At 68.8% G+C, this 16,223-nt stretch carries 13 protein-coding genes and 1 tRNA gene; 7 read left to right on the top strand and 7 right to left on the bottom strand.

Annotated features, from left to right (window positions below):
• Positions 1-389 precede the first annotated feature (389 nt).
• Positions 390-2,405, top strand: coding sequence for an acetoacetate--CoA ligase (locus RF646_RS08095; protein ID WP_368835687.1), 2,016 nt, complete (start codon positions 390-392; stop codon positions 2,403-2,405).
• 59 nt (positions 2,406-2,464) lie between these two features.
• Here RF646_RS08095 and RF646_RS08100 read toward each other — a convergent pair whose 3' ends face one another.
• The 3 genes from RF646_RS08100 to RF646_RS08110 are packed head-to-tail and all read right to left on the bottom strand — an operon-like array spanning position 2,465 to position 5,820.
• Entirely contained in the window at positions 2,465-4,141 is a 1,677-nt protein-coding gene (locus RF646_RS08100; RefSeq protein WP_368835688.1) for an FAD-binding oxidoreductase, read from the bottom strand.
• A gap of 28 nt (positions 4,142-4,169) precedes the next feature.
• Positions 4,170-5,033, bottom strand: a complete 864-nt coding sequence (locus RF646_RS08105; protein WP_240505691.1) for a 1-acyl-sn-glycerol-3-phosphate acyltransferase — start codon at positions 5,031-5,033, stop codon at positions 4,170-4,172.
• A gap of 4 nt (positions 5,034-5,037) precedes the next feature.
• Positions 5,038-5,820 carry an SDR family NAD(P)-dependent oxidoreductase gene (locus RF646_RS08110; protein WP_368835689.1) on the bottom strand — a complete coding sequence of 261 codons (783 nt, stop codon included), beginning with the start codon at positions 5,818-5,820 and terminating at the stop codon, positions 5,038-5,040.
• A 97-nt stretch (positions 5,821-5,917) separates the two neighbouring features.
• Between RF646_RS08110 and RF646_RS08115 the strand changes: the two genes are divergently transcribed.
• The 4 genes from RF646_RS08115 to RF646_RS08130 are packed head-to-tail and all read left to right on the top strand — an operon-like array spanning position 5,918 to position 10,598.
• Positions 5,918-6,901 carry a hypothetical protein gene (locus tag RF646_RS08115; RefSeq protein ID WP_144931140.1) on the top strand — a complete coding sequence of 328 codons (984 nt, stop codon included), beginning with the start codon at positions 5,918-5,920 and terminating at the stop codon, positions 6,899-6,901.
• Positions 6,898-9,156 carry an HAD-IB family hydrolase gene (locus RF646_RS08120; protein ID WP_144931142.1) on the top strand — a complete coding sequence of 753 codons (2,259 nt, stop codon included), beginning with the start codon at positions 6,898-6,900 and terminating at the stop codon, positions 9,154-9,156. The genes RF646_RS08115 and RF646_RS08120 overlap by 4 nt, the downstream gene beginning before the upstream one ends.
• Before the next feature lie 3 nt (positions 9,157-9,159).
• Complete coding sequence (locus RF646_RS08125; RefSeq protein WP_064846613.1) at positions 9,160-9,975, top strand: hypothetical protein; 816 nt, start codon at positions 9,160-9,162, stop codon at positions 9,973-9,975.
• Positions 9,976-9,977: 2 nt separating this feature from the next.
• Complete coding sequence (locus RF646_RS08130) at positions 9,978-10,598, top strand: TetR/AcrR family transcriptional regulator (protein ID WP_064846614.1); 621 nt, start codon at positions 9,978-9,980, stop codon at positions 10,596-10,598.
• Here the strand turns inward: RF646_RS08130 and RF646_RS08135 are convergent.
• The 3 genes from RF646_RS08135 to RF646_RS08145 are packed head-to-tail and all read right to left on the bottom strand — an operon-like array spanning position 10,595 to position 14,211.
• Positions 10,595-11,875, bottom strand: coding sequence for a DUF4032 domain-containing protein (locus RF646_RS08135; protein ID WP_312797053.1), 1,281 nt, complete (start codon positions 11,873-11,875; stop codon positions 10,595-10,597). The genes RF646_RS08130 and RF646_RS08135 overlap by 4 nt on opposite strands.
• A gap of 1 nt (position 11,876) precedes the next feature.
• The gene (gene otsB, locus RF646_RS08140; protein WP_368835690.1) at positions 11,877-12,674 is read right to left on the bottom strand and encodes a trehalose-phosphatase; all 798 of its coding nucleotides are present in this window, start codon (positions 12,672-12,674) and stop codon (positions 11,877-11,879) included.
• Entirely contained in the window at positions 12,667-14,211 is a 1,545-nt protein-coding gene (locus RF646_RS08145; protein WP_368835691.1) for a trehalose-6-phosphate synthase, read from the bottom strand. Before RF646_RS08145 ends, otsB begins: the two co-directional genes overlap by 8 nt.
• A 246-nt stretch (positions 14,212-14,457) precedes the next feature.
• On the opposite strand from RF646_RS08145, the gene RF646_RS08150 reads away from it, so the two are divergent.
• Positions 14,458-15,333, top strand: coding sequence for a thioredoxin domain-containing protein (locus tag RF646_RS08150; RefSeq protein ID WP_064846617.1), 876 nt, complete (start codon positions 14,458-14,460; stop codon positions 15,331-15,333).
• 98 nt (positions 15,334-15,431) lie between these two features.
• Here RF646_RS08150 and RF646_RS08155 read toward each other — a convergent pair.
• Positions 15,432-15,505: transfer RNA gene (locus RF646_RS08155), tRNA-Thr, on the bottom strand.
• A 173-nt stretch (positions 15,506-15,678) separates the two neighbouring features.
• Here RF646_RS08155 and RF646_RS08160 point away from each other — a divergent pair.
• On the top strand, positions 15,679-16,164 hold the full coding sequence (locus RF646_RS08160) for a ferritin (protein ID WP_167318787.1): 486 nt from the start codon (positions 15,679-15,681) through the stop codon (positions 16,162-16,164).
• Positions 16,165-16,223 lie beyond the last annotated feature (59 nt).

Raw genomic sequence — 16,223 nt, forward strand, 5'->3', positions numbered from 1 at the left:
AGCGCTGATGGTACTGCACTCGGAAGGGTGTGGGAGAGTAAGACACCGCCGGGATTAACATGAAAGAAAGAAGTGGTCGAGGCCGCACCCCCTTAGGGGCGCGGCCTCCCACCATTTAACACACCTATTCCTGAGCACCGGCGCGAACACCAAACCCACCCACGAACACCCAGCCCACTCGCGAGCACCGTTGCGCGCACGATCACCAGCACACGCCCTCAGGCTCCCAGCCCGGGGGCTTTTTCCATGTGTCCCATGGGGAGCCTCTCTGAGTCCTTACTCCTTCCTTTCCGGGAATGGGCATTCAATGAATGATTCCCCTTGTCGCCACATCGCATCCCGGTGACGCCTTGCGTGACGCCGCTCACCGAGGATGCAACGATGGGGCCATGAACACCTCATCGAATGACGGCCTGAGAACGCCACTGTGGACTCCCTCGGAGGACTCCATTCGTGGCTCGCGGATGTTCGACTTCGCCCGGTGGGCAGAACGCCGGCACGGGATCGAGCTCCCGGACTATCCCTCGCTGCACGCGTGGTCGGTGGAGCAGATGAACGAGTTCTGGCAGGGTGTCTGGGACTACTTCGACGTCGTGGCTTCCCGGCCGGGGGAACAGGCACTGAGTATTTCCGAGAGCTCGGAGGCGCATACGGGGATGCCCGGCGCTCAGTGGTTCCCCGGTGCACGCCTCAACTACGCTGAGAACTCGCTACGGGCGGCCCGCACCCGGCCGGACGACGTCGCCATCATCGGGGAGCACGAATCACGTGCACCGGACACCTGGACCTGGGGTGAGTTGGAAGCCCGAGTGGCCTCCGTGGCGCAACAATTGCGTGATCTCGGGATCGTCCCGGGGGACCGGGTGGCCGCTGTACTTCCCAACCTTCCGGAAACTGCGATCGCCATGCTGGCCACGGCGTCCGTGGGTGCCGTGTGGTCGGTGGTGAACACCGACTTCGGGCCGTCCGGGGTCGCGGACCGCTTCGCGCAGATCGAACCGCGGGTGCTGTTCGTGGTGGACGGCTACGAGTTCGGCGGGTCGCTGCGGGATATGACGGGGAGCTACGCCGGTTTGCTCGAGGTCCTGCCCACTGTGGAGCAACTGGTCGTGGTTGACCAACAACCGCGGGACAAGGTGGGCGCCCTGCCGGAGGGGTCGCTGCGCTTTTCCGAGATCAGCGGGCGCGACGTGACGCCGCGGTACGAGCAGCTTCCTTTCGACCATCCCCTGTGGATCCTCTACTCCTCGGGAACCACGGGTAAACCGAAGGGGATTGTGCATTCCCACGGCGGGGTGATCCTGGAGTTCCTGAAGGCCTTGGGGCTGCACGCCAGTCTCGGACCGGAGGACATCGCGTACTACGCCGTGGCCACCACGTGGATGGTCTGGAACATGCTCGTGGGCATCCTGCTCACCGGCTCCCGCATCATCACCTACGACGGTTCACCCGTGTACGGGGGACCGGAGAAGTCCCTCGAGCTGGCGGCGCGCAACGGGGCCACGTTCTTCGGGACGGGAGCGGGCGTACTGGCCATGATGCAGCGCGCCGGCGTGGTCCCCAATGTGAGCATGGACCTCTCCGCACTGAAATCGATCCTCGTGACCGGATCACCGCTGCCCGATGCCACGTGGGACTGGGTGTACGAATCCGTGTCCGACACGGTGCGTCTCGGATCCGATTCGGGCGGCACGGACGTCACGAGCGCGTTCATCGGCACGAACCCATATCAACCCGTGTACAAGGGCGAGCTCATGGGCCCGTACCTGGGAGTGGACGCCCAGTCGTGGGACCGCGAGGGACGGCGGGTGTACGACCAGGTGGGGGAACTCGTGATCACCCGACCCATGCCGAGCATGCCCGTGTTCTTCTGGGACGATCCGGACGGCTCCCGGTATCACGCGGCCTACTTCGACATGTTCCCCGGCGTGTGGCGGCAAGGGGACTGGGTCACCCAGCTCTCGGAGGGCCCGTTCGTGGTGCACGGGCGATCCGACGCCACGATCAACCGCGGGGGGATCCGGATGGGCTCGGCCGATCTGACCCATGTGGTGGACCAGGTGGACGGCGTGGCGGCGTCCATGGTGATCGGGGCGGAGCTCGCGGACGGGGACTACTACATGCCCCTGTTCGTGGTCCCGCAACCGGGCACACGGCTCACGCAGGAGCTCGAGGAACGCATCGTGCGGGCCATCCGCGAGAAGATCTCCCCGCGGTACGTCCCGGACGAGATCATCGAGGCCCCGGCCGTTCCCCGCACCCGTACGGGCAAGCTGCTGGAGATCCCCGTCAAAAGGCTCTTCCAGGGCGCGGACCCGAGCAGCGTCAACCGCGCGACCGCGGAGGACGCCGAGGTCCTGGACTGGTACGCCGAAGCGGCCCGAAAGTACACCTCGGGGGCCTGACGGCGCAGGCCCCGTCCCCGGTGAACCGGGAGCGGGGCCTGCGGCATGGGTGGGTCGGATCAGGACACGATCTTGCCCGGGTTGAAGTTCGTTCCCGGATCCGCCGCGTGGAACAGCCCCTTCATGAGGGCCACACCCTCGGGGGAGACGTCCTGCTCCATCCACGGCTGGTGCTCCACGCCCACGCCGTGGTGGTGGGACAGGGTGGCCCCCGAGTCCACGAAGGACTGCTGGATCGCGGACTTGACGATCTCGTACTCCTCGTACGGTTTCTCGTCGTCGAACACGTAGGCGAACGTGAAGTACAGGCACGCCCCCGAGTGGTACGAGTGCGACATGTGGGACATGATCCAGCCGGTCTTGCCGATCCGCTCGTAGGCGCGCTGAGCGGCGTCGTACGCGGCCTTGTGGACCGTGGTCAGGCGCGACCACGGTGCGGCGGTTTCGGAGACGTCCCCCACCGTGTTCTGCTCGAGCAGGAAGTCGCGCAGGTGCGGGGTGTCGAACTTCTTCTGGTCGTAGAGCGCGCCCGGCCCCGACCCCAGGACGACGGCGCCCTGGGCCTTGGCGATCTTCGCGACGGTCTTCTTGCGCTCGGCGACGTCCTTGGGGGTGCCCTCGAAGCACACGTACGAAATGCACATGGCGTCCGTGTCCCACCCGCGCTTGCGCATCACGGCCCACAGGGCGTCCTGGCCCTTGGCGGCGAGCTTGCCCTTGACGGAGGTCGCGGCCTTCTGCGTGGCCAAGGAGAACGCGGTCTCGTGGGCGTCCGACACGCGGGCGAACGTGAGGGGGATCTCCGCCTCGGTATACTGGCGCACCGCGGTCAGGGCCTGCTGCCACGTGGGGAACATGTAGGCGATGACCTCGTGCTCCTGGGGCAACCGGTGCACCTGGACGGTGAGCTCGGTGATGATCCCGAGCCGGCCCTCAGAGCCGATGATCATCTCGCGCAGGCTGGGCCCGGTGGAGGTCGAGGGCAGGGAGCGCAGCACGACCGTGCCGGACGGGCGGACCATGCGCAGGCCGCGCACGATGTCCGCGATGTCCCCGTACTTGTCCGACTGCATGCCGGAGGAGCGGGTGGCTGCCCAGCCGCCGAGCGTAGAGTGGGCGAACGAGTCCGGGAAGTGGCCCAGGGTCCACCCGCGGGCGTTGAGCTGTTCCTCCATGTCCGGGCCCAGCACGCCGGCCTGGATGGTCGCGAGCCCGGAGGTCTCGTCGATCTCGAGCACCTTGTTCAACCGGCCCATGTCCACGGACACGATGCAGCGGGTCTCGTCCGCCTCGGCCTGGAGGCTGCGCGAGATGCTCGAGCCACCCCCGAAGGGGATCACCACGAGGTCGTGCTCCACGGCGGCGGTGAGGATCGCGGTGACCTCGTCCTCGGAGCCGGGGTAGACCACCGCGTCCGGGACACGCGCGAAATCATTGCGCAGTGTCTGCATCAGTTCCAGGACGGACTTGCCGGCCCAGTGCACGATGCGCAGTTCGTCGTCCACGGACACGTGCTCCGCGCCGCTGATCCCGCGCAGGACGGTCAGCACGTCCTCGGACACGGTGGACGCCGGGACCCGCGCCGTGGCGAAGTCCACGGTGTCCCGTTCGCGCGGCCGCAGGGACACCCCGATCGCGTTCTTGACGAACGGCGCGAAGGCCGGCTTGTTCTGGTAGTCGAAGAACACGCCTTCCTCGCCCCAGCCCCACCACTTCTGATGCTTCACGTGTGCCACTGAGGGACAACCTCTTTCCTGGGTCCGACTAGTCCTGGATTCTGTGCCGGTTCGCAGCGTACAGCGCACGCACCGCGGCCTCGATGCGCTCGTTGAAGCTGTAGGCGTTCTCGTTGCCCCGCGCTCGCAGGGGTGCACCCACGGCCACGACCACCGGCGGGCGGCCCCGGCGGGGCCAGCTCGTACCGCGCGGCATGGCCTCGTGCGCCCCGATCAGGGCCACGGGCACGACCGGCACCTGCACCGCCAGCGCCAATGACGCCGCTCCCACCTTGAACGGGGCCATCTTCCCGGTCTTCGAGCGGGTCCCCTCCGGGAAGATCAGTAGCGGGACACCCGCGGCCAGCAGCTTCTTGGACAGGCCCTTGTTCGCGCCCTCACCGCGACGATCCACGGGGAACGCGTTGAAGATCAGCTGCGTGAACAGTTTCTTGTGCCACGCGGTGAAGAAGTAGTCCGCGGCCACCCCGGTCGCGAGATCGCGGGAGATGTAGTGCGGCACGCCGCTCATCACGAGCGGGGCGTCCAGGTGGCTCGAGTGGTTCGCGACGACCACGCACGTGCCCTTGACCCCGTAGGCCGCGGGATCCACCACGTTGGTGCGGGTGATCGTGCGGTTGACGATCCCCCGGAAGAAGACGGTCTGGGTGATCCGGCGCAGTATCCGGCGCACGGGCTGGGTGTAGTGGGCCGCCGTGAGATCCGCCGACTCCGCCGGGGGAGCGGGCGGATCGGGTTCCTGCCGACCGGTGTGGCCCTCGAGGGAGTCCAACACGCGAGGGCGGGGCTCCGGGGTCGACCGAGGCGTGGATCCGGGGCGCTGGCGGGACGCGGCGCGCGGACGCCGGGCGGGAGTGCCGTCGTGCTGCGGGGAGGAATCCTGGGGTGCCATGGGATCAGGCCTGGAGCTCGCGGCGTCGGACGCTCGAGATCTGACGGGAGATCCACCGGACGGTGGGGCGCGGGAGGTGGCGCAGCGCGGTGACCACGACCTTGTAGCGCAGAGTGGGCACCGAGATCACCTTGCCGCGGGCCACGTCCGCGAGGGCCTCCTCCACGAGCCGGTCCGCGTCGAGCCACATGAAATCGGGGATCGAGGAGCCGGTGATGCCCGCGCGGCTGTGGAACTCGGTGCGGACCCACCCGGGCAGCAGGGCGGTCACGTGGACCCCCGTGCCGTGCAGCTCCACGGCGAGCGACTCGGTCATGGCGGTCGCATAGGCCTTGATCGCGGAGTAGTCGCCCATCGTCACGCAGCCCGAGGTGGAGGTGACGTTGACGATCCACCCCGAGTGGCGGGCGGTCATGGCGCGGGCCGCAGCCCCCGAGAGTCGTGCGACGGCCGCGCACATGACCTGGAAACCGGCCTCGTGCTGGGAGAAGTCCTGGGCGGTGTAGGGCACCTTGACTGAGAAGCCCGCGTTGTTCACGAGCATGTCCACGGGACGATCGGGGTCCTCGAGCCGCTCGGCCACGTGCAGCAGGTCCTCGGTCTCGGCCAGATCGGCGGTCAGCGTCTCCACGTGGATCCCGTGTGCGGCGCCGAGCTCCCGGGCGGTGCTCTCGAGCCGTTGCGTGTCCCTGGCCACCAGGACCAGGTTGAAGCCTCTGCGGGCGAGGGAACGTGCGAACGCGGCACCGATGCCTGACGTCCCACCGGTCACGAGAGCGGTAAGCATGCCACTAAGATACACTACGGTAGGCGTAGCGCAGCGTCCCCCGGCCCGGCGTGAGCGCCCCTCGGCGAGCCATGACGGAGTATCGAAGGAGCGTCCCGTGAGCCAGCAGTCCTACCTCGCCCGGCATCGCCAGGGCCGGCTCTACGGGCCCGTGGAACAACCGATCGTGCTGCGCTCGGGCTTCGACGTCAAGGACTTCACGTACCGCGCGCAGGGCAGCCTCCGACCCCAGCTGGACCTCGCCGCTTTCGACCGCGCACCCCTGGACCCGGCCGTGCTCGAGGACCTGCGCTACCTGCGGGACATGGAACGCTCCACCATGGGCCAGGTGCGTTCCGTGGTGGTCAGCTACACCAACAAGGAGTCGCGGGTCGCCGCGTTCCTGACCACGTGGGCGTACGAGCGGCACTGGATCGCGGACGCCTACCAAGCCGTCCTGGACGCCCACGGACCGCACGCCGGGGCTCCACAGCCGCCCGAGCACTCGTGGGTCGAGCGGGTCGAGACCGCCCTGGACAACCTCTCGCCCATGGTGGACTCCGTGTGGACCAACTTCTCCGGGGAGGCCGTGGTCGCAGGACAGACCGCGCGCGGCTGGTCCCAGGAAGCGAGCACCCGCGCGGTCCTGCGGATGCTCGAACGCCGCGCCGGGCACCCGGAACTGTCCTCGCTGCTGCGGCGCGTGGCCGAGGTGAAGGCCACCCACGAACGCTTCTTCGCCGAGGAGACCACCGCGCGGGTCCGTACCGACCCGCGCGCCCAGCGCTTCGCCCGCGCCTACCTGACCTTCGCATTCCACCCGCTGCGGCCCGTGGGCCTGTCCCACGCCCACGCGCGCCGGTTCCTGCGGGACCTGGCGCCCACGGTCGCGCAGCGACGCGAACTGTTCGCGCTCGCGGACGAGCCCTTGCAGGCCACGCCGGGCACCGCGGGCAGCGAACCCCTGCGCCGGGCCGTGGAACGCGAGTGGCGACTGAGCCGATACGCTCCCCACCAGACCCTTCCACCCGCGTCGCGGTCGGCGCGGGTGGCCACCGCGCCCACGGCGCACCCGTTCCCAAGCACCGGAGGATCCCGTTGACCCAGACCACCACGACTCGCGTCCTGCTCACGGGGGCCACGGGCTTCCTGGGCCAGGCCGTCCTTGAGCGCCTGCTCTCCGGCTCGGACGACATCCACGTGACGGCGGTGGTCCGACCCAAGGGCACGCAGTCCGGTGAGGCGCGCCTGAAGCAGTTGTTGCGCAAGCCGTCCTTCAAGACCTGGCGGGACGCCGTGGGCCGGGAACGCGCTCAGGAGATCTTCGACGCCCGCACGAGCGTGCTCGAGGGCGACCTCACGGGGCTGCGGGAGATCGCGGAACCCTTCGACGTGGTGGTGCACTCCGCGTCCACGGTCTCGTTCGACCCGCCCATCGACGAGGCGTTCCGCACGAACGTGGGTGGCGCCGTGGGGCTCTACGACGCGCTGCGCAGCACGGGTCAGGACCCCCACGTGATCCACGTGTCCACGTGCTACGTGGGCGGGATCGCCAAGGGGTTGCGCCCGGAGGCCTCGGTGGATCACGACGTGGACTGGCAGGTGGAGTACGACGCCGCCGTCCGCGCCGCGGACACCGCCCAGGTGGAGTCCCGCTCACCCGAGCGTCTCGAGTCGTTCATCCGGCGCGCCACGAGCACGCGCGGCAAGGAGGGGCCCAAGTCCGTGGCCCGCGCCGCCGAGGAAGCACGCCTGGAGTGGGTGCGCTCCCGGCTCGTGGACCACGGCCGCACGCGCGCGCAGTCCCTGGGGTGGACGGACATCTACACGTTCACCAAGGCCCTGGGCGAGCGTGTGGCGGAGCAGAAGTGGGCCGGAGCCGGGCACCCGTTGTCAATCGTGCGCCCGTCCATCATCGAGTCCGCCCTGCGTCACCCCTTCCCGGGGTGGATCGACGGCTACAAGGTCGCGGACCCGCTCATCATGGCGTACGCGAAGGGCGCGCTGCCCGAGTTCCCGGGCCTGCCGGACTCGGTGCTGGACGTGATCCCTGTGGACTTCGTGGTCAACGCGATCGTGGCCCTCGTGAGGGAGGGGCACCGGGAAGCCAATGGGGCACCCACGCTGCGGGACGCCCAGGATCCGGCAGCGCGGTACTACCAGGTGTGCTCGGGGGCCTCGAACCCCCTGCCGTTCCACCAGATGTACGAGAGCGTGCGCTCGTACTTCCGCGAGCGCCCGCTCGAGGACTCCCATGGCAATCCCATCGCGGTGCCCGAGTGGAAGTTCCCCGCGAACAACTCGATGGAACGCGGGCTCGCGGTCAAGGAGAAACTGGCCGCCGCGGGGAGCCGATTGAGCTCGGTGCTGCCGGCCACGGCGCGCACACGCGAGTGGACCAATTCCCTGCACCGGATGCAAACCGGGCTGGGCTCGCTGCGCACCTACGTGGACCTGTACCAGAACTACACGCGCACGGAGATGATCTTCGACGACACCCACACGCGGCAACTGGACCGCTCCCTGCCGCAGGGCACGCCCGAGGACCAGCACTTCGACGTGCGGGCCATCGACTGGCGGGACTACTGGCAGAGAGTGCACCTGCCCGCACTGACCGAGATGACCCGTGCGTACACCCGGGCCAAGGCGGCGTCGCACAAGCGCGCCGTGCGCAGTCGGGGACTGAACGAGGGCACGGACGTCGTGGCCGTGTTCGACCTCGAGGGCACCGTGGCTTCGGGCAACATCATCACCCAGTACGCGCAACTGCGCCGCCGGGAGCTGAGCCCGCTGCAGTGGCCCGCGGAACTCACCGAACTGTTCGGCAACGCCCCCACCTACATCAAGGCGGAACGGCGCGATCGGGGCGAGTTCATCCGGGCGTTCCTGCGCCGCTACGCGGGCGTGCCCGTGGCGCGGGTCGAGGAACTGATGAACGGGTCGCTCGGCCGGGTCGTGGAGAACAGCATCCGCCCGGGAGCACTCGAACGGATCGAGGAACACCGGCGTGCGGGGCACCGCACGGTGCTCGTGACCGGGTCCCTGGACCTGCTCGTGAGCCCCGTCGCTGAACTGTTCGACGACGTCGTGGCCGGGCGGATGGACCAGGTGGACGGCGTGCTGACCGGGTACCTGGCGGCCCCGCCGCTCGTGGATGAGGCCCGGGCGCAGTGGCTCAAGCGCTACGCGCAGGACCACGGCTTGGACCTAAGCCGCTCGTACGGGTACGGGGACTCCGTGGCGGACGTGAGCTGGTTGTCCCTCGTGGGCCACCCGTACGCGGTGAACCCCGACCTGCCCCTGTACCGGCGTGCCAAGAAGGCCCATTGGCCCGTAGAGGACTGGAGGAAGGTCTGAGTCATGGCGTTCAACATCGACAAGTTCGCGGAGACCTCGGCGCGGGTCAAGTGGTCGGACCTGGACATGGACGAGTTTCTGACCAACCCGCTGTCCGAGGACTCGCTGCGCTGCCTGCGCTACATGTGCGACGTCGAATACCACACCGTGTGCTACATGCGGGACATGCTCGTCACGCCGTCCCACCAGGACCAAGACGTCTCCACCTTCATGACCATGTGGAACCGCGAGGAGTACTGGCACGGTGAGGCACTCGCGGAGGTGCTCGGGATGCACGGGATCGTGGTGGACTACGACGAGATCAAGGCCAAGCGCATGAAGCTCGGTTGGTCCGAGTCGCTCAAGCCTCTCAAGCAGTCGCTGCTGTCCAACATGGTGGGCGTGGACTTCATCGCCACGCACATGGCGTGGGGCGCGGCCAACGAGTGGTCCGCCGTGGCGGCCTACCGGCGCATGGCGTCCCTTGAGAAGCACCCGGTGCTCGCGGTGCTGCTGCAGCGGATCGCCCACCAGGAGTCCCGCCACGTGGCCTTCTACGCGACCCAGGCACGACGCCGCCTGGAAGCGTCCCGCAAGGCCCAGCGCCTCACGCGCTTCGCCCTGCGCAAGTTCTGGGCCCCCGTGGGCTCCGGGGTCATGGACGACCGCGAGGTGGGCCACGTGATGCGCCACCTCTTCGGTGGCGGGGGCGGGGCCCACGAGATCGACCGGTTGGACGCGAACATCGCCAGACTGCCCGGTATGGCGGGACTGCAGATCTTCCGCAGGGCCACGGCGCCGGCCCGCGAGGCGCCCGTCCGGGACACCGTCCCCGCCTGATCATGAACGCGCACCCCGCTGGTTCGCGATCCGCGTCCGCGCCCGAACGCGCCGACGCCGCTTCCGTGGACCCCCGCACGGCCCGCACCGATCGCAAGATCGTGGCGGGGGCGTTGCGCCTGCTCCGGGAGGGCGGGCCCCGGCGGGTCACGATCGAGGCGGTGTCCGCCCGCACCGGCGTGGCCAAGACCTCGATCTACCGCCGCTACGCCAACAGCACGCAACTGTTGGAGGCCGCGCTCGAGCACACGGTCACCGCGACCGCACCGCTGGCGCCGGACGCCACGTGGGAGCAGGCGCTCACCGCGGCCGTGGACATTCTCCTGCGGGACATGGGACTCGGCGTGGCCATTACCCTGCTGCAGGAACCACATTCGGCCACTGCGCAGGTGCTGCGGGCCACCGTGGTGCGCCCACGCTTGGATGCGCTGCGCAAACTGTTGCAACGGGACAAGGACCGGGGACTGATCCGGGACACCGTGGACCTGGACATGGTCGTGGATTTCATCCTGGGGGCGGCGTACGCGCACGTGGCGCGCTACGGCTCGCTGGACGAGAACTGGACCGCGCGGGTGCACCGCGCCGTCACGGACCTGATCACCACGCGACCCGCGGCGGACTAGAACACGTCCTTCTCGTCCGGGCGCTCGGTCAGGTAGGACTGCACGTAGTCCTGGACGGCGTCCTGCGTGGGGACGTCCTTGCCGGCCTTCTCCGACATGAACCAGCGGTGCTCGAGCACCTCGTGGATCATCTGCGCCGGTTCCCGTTTGCGCCGCAACTCGGCGGGAACGGCCGCCATGATGGGCACGAAGATCTCGCGCATCCACAACTGGGCGGTGAGGTCCTCGGGCAGACCGGGGTAGAGCGCGTGCCCGAACTGGTCGATGTCCGTGAGGATGCGCCGGGCCTGGTTCTCCTGGGTGTTCAACCCCGTGAGGTGCAACAACCTGCGCGCGTGGTGGCCCGGTTCCACGACCCGCGGGCGCAGGTGGACCTGACCAGACTCATCCGCGTCCATGGAGGCCTCCTCCACGTCGAAGCCCAGGTCGTTGAGCCGTTGCACGCGCGCCTGGACCCGCCACCGGTCACCCACGGGGAAGATCTCGGTCGCGGTCAGCTCGTCCCACAGCCCGGTGTAGGTGTCCACGAGCCGTTCCGAGACCGCGAACGGGTCCACCGAGGCCGGATCCACCCCGGCCTGGGCCAGGCGCTGCTGCATGTGCTCCCCGGCCAGCAGGTCCATGACCTCACCGGCCACGTTGGTCCTGGCGAGCTCGATGTCGTACTCGCGCTGACCCCGCGTGAGCTGCGGGTGCAGTTCGCCGGTCTCGGCGTCCACGAGGTAGGCGGCGAACTCCCCGGCGTCGCGTCGGAACAGCGTGTTGGACAGGGACACGTCCCCCCAGTAGAAACCGGACAGGTGCAGTTGCACGATCAGGGACGCGAGGGCGTCCACCAACCGGTCGATGGTCCCCGGTGAGGGGACCTGCTCGAAGATCGTGCGGTAGGGCAACGAGAAACTCAGGTGTTCCGTGACGAGCGCGGCGGGCAGCAACTCGCCGTCGGGGGAGTAGCGGTCCGTGACCACCGAGTCCGGGACCACGGAGGGCGTGGTCATGCGTTGGAGCTTGCGCAGCAGCCCGTACTCGCGCCGGGCATAGTACTGAGTGGTCTCCTTGACCGCCACGACCTTCTCCCCGACCCGCGCGAAGCGCACCACGTGGCGCGAGATCCCGCGCGGGTACGCCGCGAGCACCTGCTCGGGCCAGTCCTCGAGGGGCGTGTCCCACGGCAGTTCCAGCAGGCCCGGCTCCGGGAAGGCCGTGTTGATGGAGACACCGCGGTGAGCGGGCGGGGGGCTCGGCGCCGCGGGCTCGGGGGGCGGGGAGGCGGTCATGTCAGTTCATGCTAGTCACCGCACGGGCCCGCTGCCGGGCGAATTCCGTGAGCAGCCGGGTCAGTTCGTCCGGATCCGCCACGCGCCACGGGGTCGCGGAGTCTTTGGTGCCCACCTTGATCCCCACGTCGTGGGGTCCCAGGATCGCCATGGCGTCCTCGTCGGTGTCGTCGTCACCGGCGAAGACCGTGACCTGCGGGTGCACGGCTCCGCGGATGGCCGTGAGACCGTCCCCCTTGGTCGCGCTGAGCACCGAGCACTCGATGACCTGCTGACCCGGGGTCAATCGCAGGCCGGGCATCGCGGCATAGGCCTCGGTCATCTCGTCCAGCGCTCGCCGGGCGGTGTCCGGGTCCTCCATGGGACGCGTGTGGAAGGCCACCCCCGCGGGTTTGAGTTCCGCCCGTGAGCCCGGGTAGCGCTGCACGAACCCGTACGTCGCATCGATCGCCCGGTCCAGCAATGCCAACTGGTCCTCGGTCAGTTCGATCTCGGTGTCCGCACCGAAGCCGGGCGCGGCGCCGAGGTCCAGCTCCGCGCCGTGCGAACCGGAGAGCACCATGCGGCGCCGCGGGTCCACCACGGTGCGCAGGAACTCGAGGGGCCGCCCCGAGATGATCGCGACCGTGGTGCGGGGCAGTCCGGCGAGCGCGTCGAGCGCGTCCCGCGCGGCGGGTAACGGCCGGGAATCCGCGGGGTCCTCGGTGAACGGTGCCAGGGTGCCGTCGAAGTCCAGGGCCAGCAACATGCTGTCGGCCGTGGCCGCGGTGGCGAGGGCGTCCGCGAGCGAGTCAGTCACGATCCGCTCCGGGCGTCGTGTCGGCCGCGGCGCCGTCGTCGTGCGCGGAATCCCGCCCGGGCGCGGCGCCCTGCTCGAGCTCCGGGGCGTGCGCGGCGAGGTCGTCGAGGAAACGGTGGGACCAGTCGACGACGTCGTGCGTGAGCACCTGCCGGCGCATCGAGGACATGCGCTTGCGGGCCTCGGCGTCGGACATGTCCCGCGCGTGCAGCATGGCGGACTTGAGCCCGTCGATGTCGTGCGGGTTGACGAGCACCGCTTGCTTGAGCTGCTCGGCGGCACCGGTGAACTCCGAGAGCACGAGTCGACCCGAGCGGTCCTGCCGGGCCGCGACGTACTCCTTGGCCACGAGGTTCATCCCGTCCCGCAGGGCCGTGACGAGCATGACGTCCGCGGCGAGGTACAGGGCCACCATCTCCTCGAACGGGTAGCCGTGGTGCAGGTAGCGGACGGCGGTGTGGGAAATGGTGTCGAACTGGCCGTTGATCCGCCCCACCATGCCCTCCACGAGTTCGCGCAGTTGCCGGTAGGAGTCCACGCGCTCGCGCGACGGGCTCGCGACCTGGACGAGCACCGAGTTCTCCACGGAGATCTCCCCGTCCTCGAGCAGCTCGCCGTAGGCCTTGATGCGGTGCCGGATGCCTTTGGTGTAGTCCAGGCGGTCCACTCCCAGGAACACGGTGTCCGGGTTGCCCAGCTCCTCGCGGATCTCCCGCGCCCGGGCCTGGACCTGCGGGTCCGACGCGAGTTCCTTGATGGATTCCACGTCGATCGAGATGGGGTACGAGCCCGCGTTGACGGCCCACTCGGTGCTCTCGCCGTCCGCCGTGTCCTCGGAGAACCGGGCGCTGCCCTTGGTGAACTGCACCCCCAGGTACTTGCGCACGCAGCGCTGGAAGTTCTGGGCGTCCCCGGGGCGCTGGAAGCCGATCAGGTCCGCACCCGTGAGACCCTCCAGCACGGCCTTGCGCCACGGCAACTGGGAGTAGATCTCGGTGGGCGGGAACGGGATGTGGTTGAAGAACCCGATGGTCACGTCCGGGCGCAACCGACGCAGCATGCGCGGCACCAACTGCAACTGGTAGTCCTGGACCCACACCGTCGCACCCTGGGAGGCCGTCTCCGCGGCCCGGCGCGCGAAGCGCTCGTTGACGCGACGGTACGCGTACCACCACGTGCGGTGGAACTCGGGCGGCGCGATGACATCGTGGTACAGCGGCCACAGCGTGGCGTTCGAGAAGCCCTCGTAGTAGCGCTTGACCTCGAGCTCGGACAGGCTCACCGGCACGAGATGGAAGACGTCGTGGTCGAACGGCTCCAGCGTCTCGTCCGGGGCGCCGTGCCACCCCACCCACGCGCCGTCGCGCTGGGCCATCACGGGTGCCAGGGCGCTCACCAACCCGCCGGGGGAGCGGCGCCACGTGCTGTTGCCGTCCTCGTCCACGTCCCGGTCCACGGGAAGGCGGTTGGACACCACCACGAAGTCGTAGCCGTCCTGCGGGACGGGCACCTTCTCAAGAGACTGGTCTGCGGACATGATCGCTTCCTTCCCCGGGGCGGCTGTTCACCCCCATCCTAAGTGTGCGTACCACCGGCACCGGGGGAGAAGTCGCCGCCGGGACGGGAGCACGACGCCGCGCCGGTGCGGGGCGGCCGCGACGGGGCCCGAGCGGCATCGTCCCCGGCAGCTGGGAACGGGCTGAATCGAGGCCCCGCCGGGCCCGGGTAATCTGGGGACGAAGACCGACACCCGTGTAGCACATCGGAAGGAAACCCGGGCCCCATGGCTTCCAAGAACAACACCGCCGGTTCCTCGTCCTCGGACCAGGCCCGGGAGCGGGCACGCCAGATCGCAGACCGGCAGTCCCGCCGCTCCAACGGTAAACCCGTGGGGCTGATCGCCGCCGTCATCGCGCTGCTCGTGATCATCGCGCTGATCATCGGGGTGGTCGTGTGGCAGAACAACAGGGCCAGGATCCCCGACGCCGGCCCCGTGCCCGCGAGCGCCAACCAGTACGGCGGCATCACGGTCACGAAGGACGGGATCGTGCAGAACAGCTCGGACGTCCAGGAACGGGACCTCTCCCAGGAGCCCGAGCCCGCTGCCACAGCGGACACCTCCAAGACGCCCCCGGGGGTCGTGGACCAGGACCAGGCCGCGAGCAACGGCAAGCCCGTGCAGGTCGTGATCTTCCAGGACTTCGAGTGCGTGCACTGCGCCGACTTCGAGAAGCAGAACGCGGACGCGATCAAGCGGGCCGTGGACGCCGGTGACGTGCAGGTGGAGTACCGCAACCTCAACTTCCTGGACCGGGCCACCCGCGATCAGTACTCGTCCCGCGCCGCCAACGCGGCCTACGTGGTCGCCGAGCAGGTCGACAGCGACCAGTACATGGAGTTCGCCCAGGAGCTGTTCAGCCACCAGGGCACCGGCGGCCTGAGCAACCAGCAGATCGCGGACATCGCCAACAAGCACGGCGCGAACGTGACGGCGGGCCAGCTCGGTGAGAACACCTACCGCCCCATGGTCAACGTGATGTCCCGCGAGTCCATCAACAACGGTGTGGCCGGGACGCCCACCATCTTCATCGACGGCAAGCGCTACGAGGAAGGCAACTTCCAGGACGCACTGAAGAAGGCGGTCGACGAGAAGAAGTGACGCGGGCGGTGCCCCCGACGCGACGAGAGCCCCGGTCATCCCGACCGGGGCTCTCGTCGTCTGTCACGCGGGGACGACGGCGCCGTGCCCGGGTTCGGAGCCCCCTGCCGGATTCGAACCGGCGACCCTCTGTTTACAAGACAGATGCTCTGGCCATCTGAGCTAAGGAGGCACTGCTGCCCAGTGCGATCACGGGACCGCTCCATGGTACTGGACGACGCGCCGAGGGCGGGCACCCGGCGCGCGGGAACCGGCCGGGGCGGCGGGACCCGTCATGCGGTGGCGTGCTACCTACCCATGCCGGAGAAAAACTGCTTCGATGGGGTCATGGACATCAAGGGAAGAATGGCAGAAGCGTTCAACGACCAGATCACCATGGAGCTGCAGGCGACCGTGGTCTACCGCCAGTTGTCCATTGAGATGGACGTGGCGAGTCTGCCCGGTTTCTCGCAGTGGTTCCGCGCCCAGGCGGCCGAGGAGATCACGCACGCCGAGAAGTTCATCGACCACATCGTGGACCGCGGCGGTGATCCGCAGATCGGGGATATGGCCGGTCCGAACATCGCCGACAAATCCGTCCTGGGGTGCTTCGAGGCCGCGCTCGCGCACGAGCGCAAGGTATCCGAATCGATCCGCAACCTGTACCGGCTGGCGCAGGAAGAAGGCGATATCGATGCCATGCCCCTGCTGCACTGGTTCATCAGCGAGCAGATCGAGGAGGAGGCCACCGTGGAGGAGATCTGCGACCAGGTGCGCCTGGTCCACAACGACGGGCCTGGCCTGTTGCGCCTGGACTCCGAACTGGGTTCCCGGCCAGTCCGGGCCGACTGAACGCACCTTGCCCGGTCCGGGCGACCCCGAAAACGCCCGAACACGGAAGAACACGGAAG

The sequence above is a fragment of the Kocuria sp. CPCC 205261 genome, from assembly GCF_040981025.1.
In the GTDB taxonomy this organism is placed as follows: Bacteria; Actinomycetota; Actinomycetes; order Actinomycetales; family Micrococcaceae; genus Kocuria; species Kocuria marina.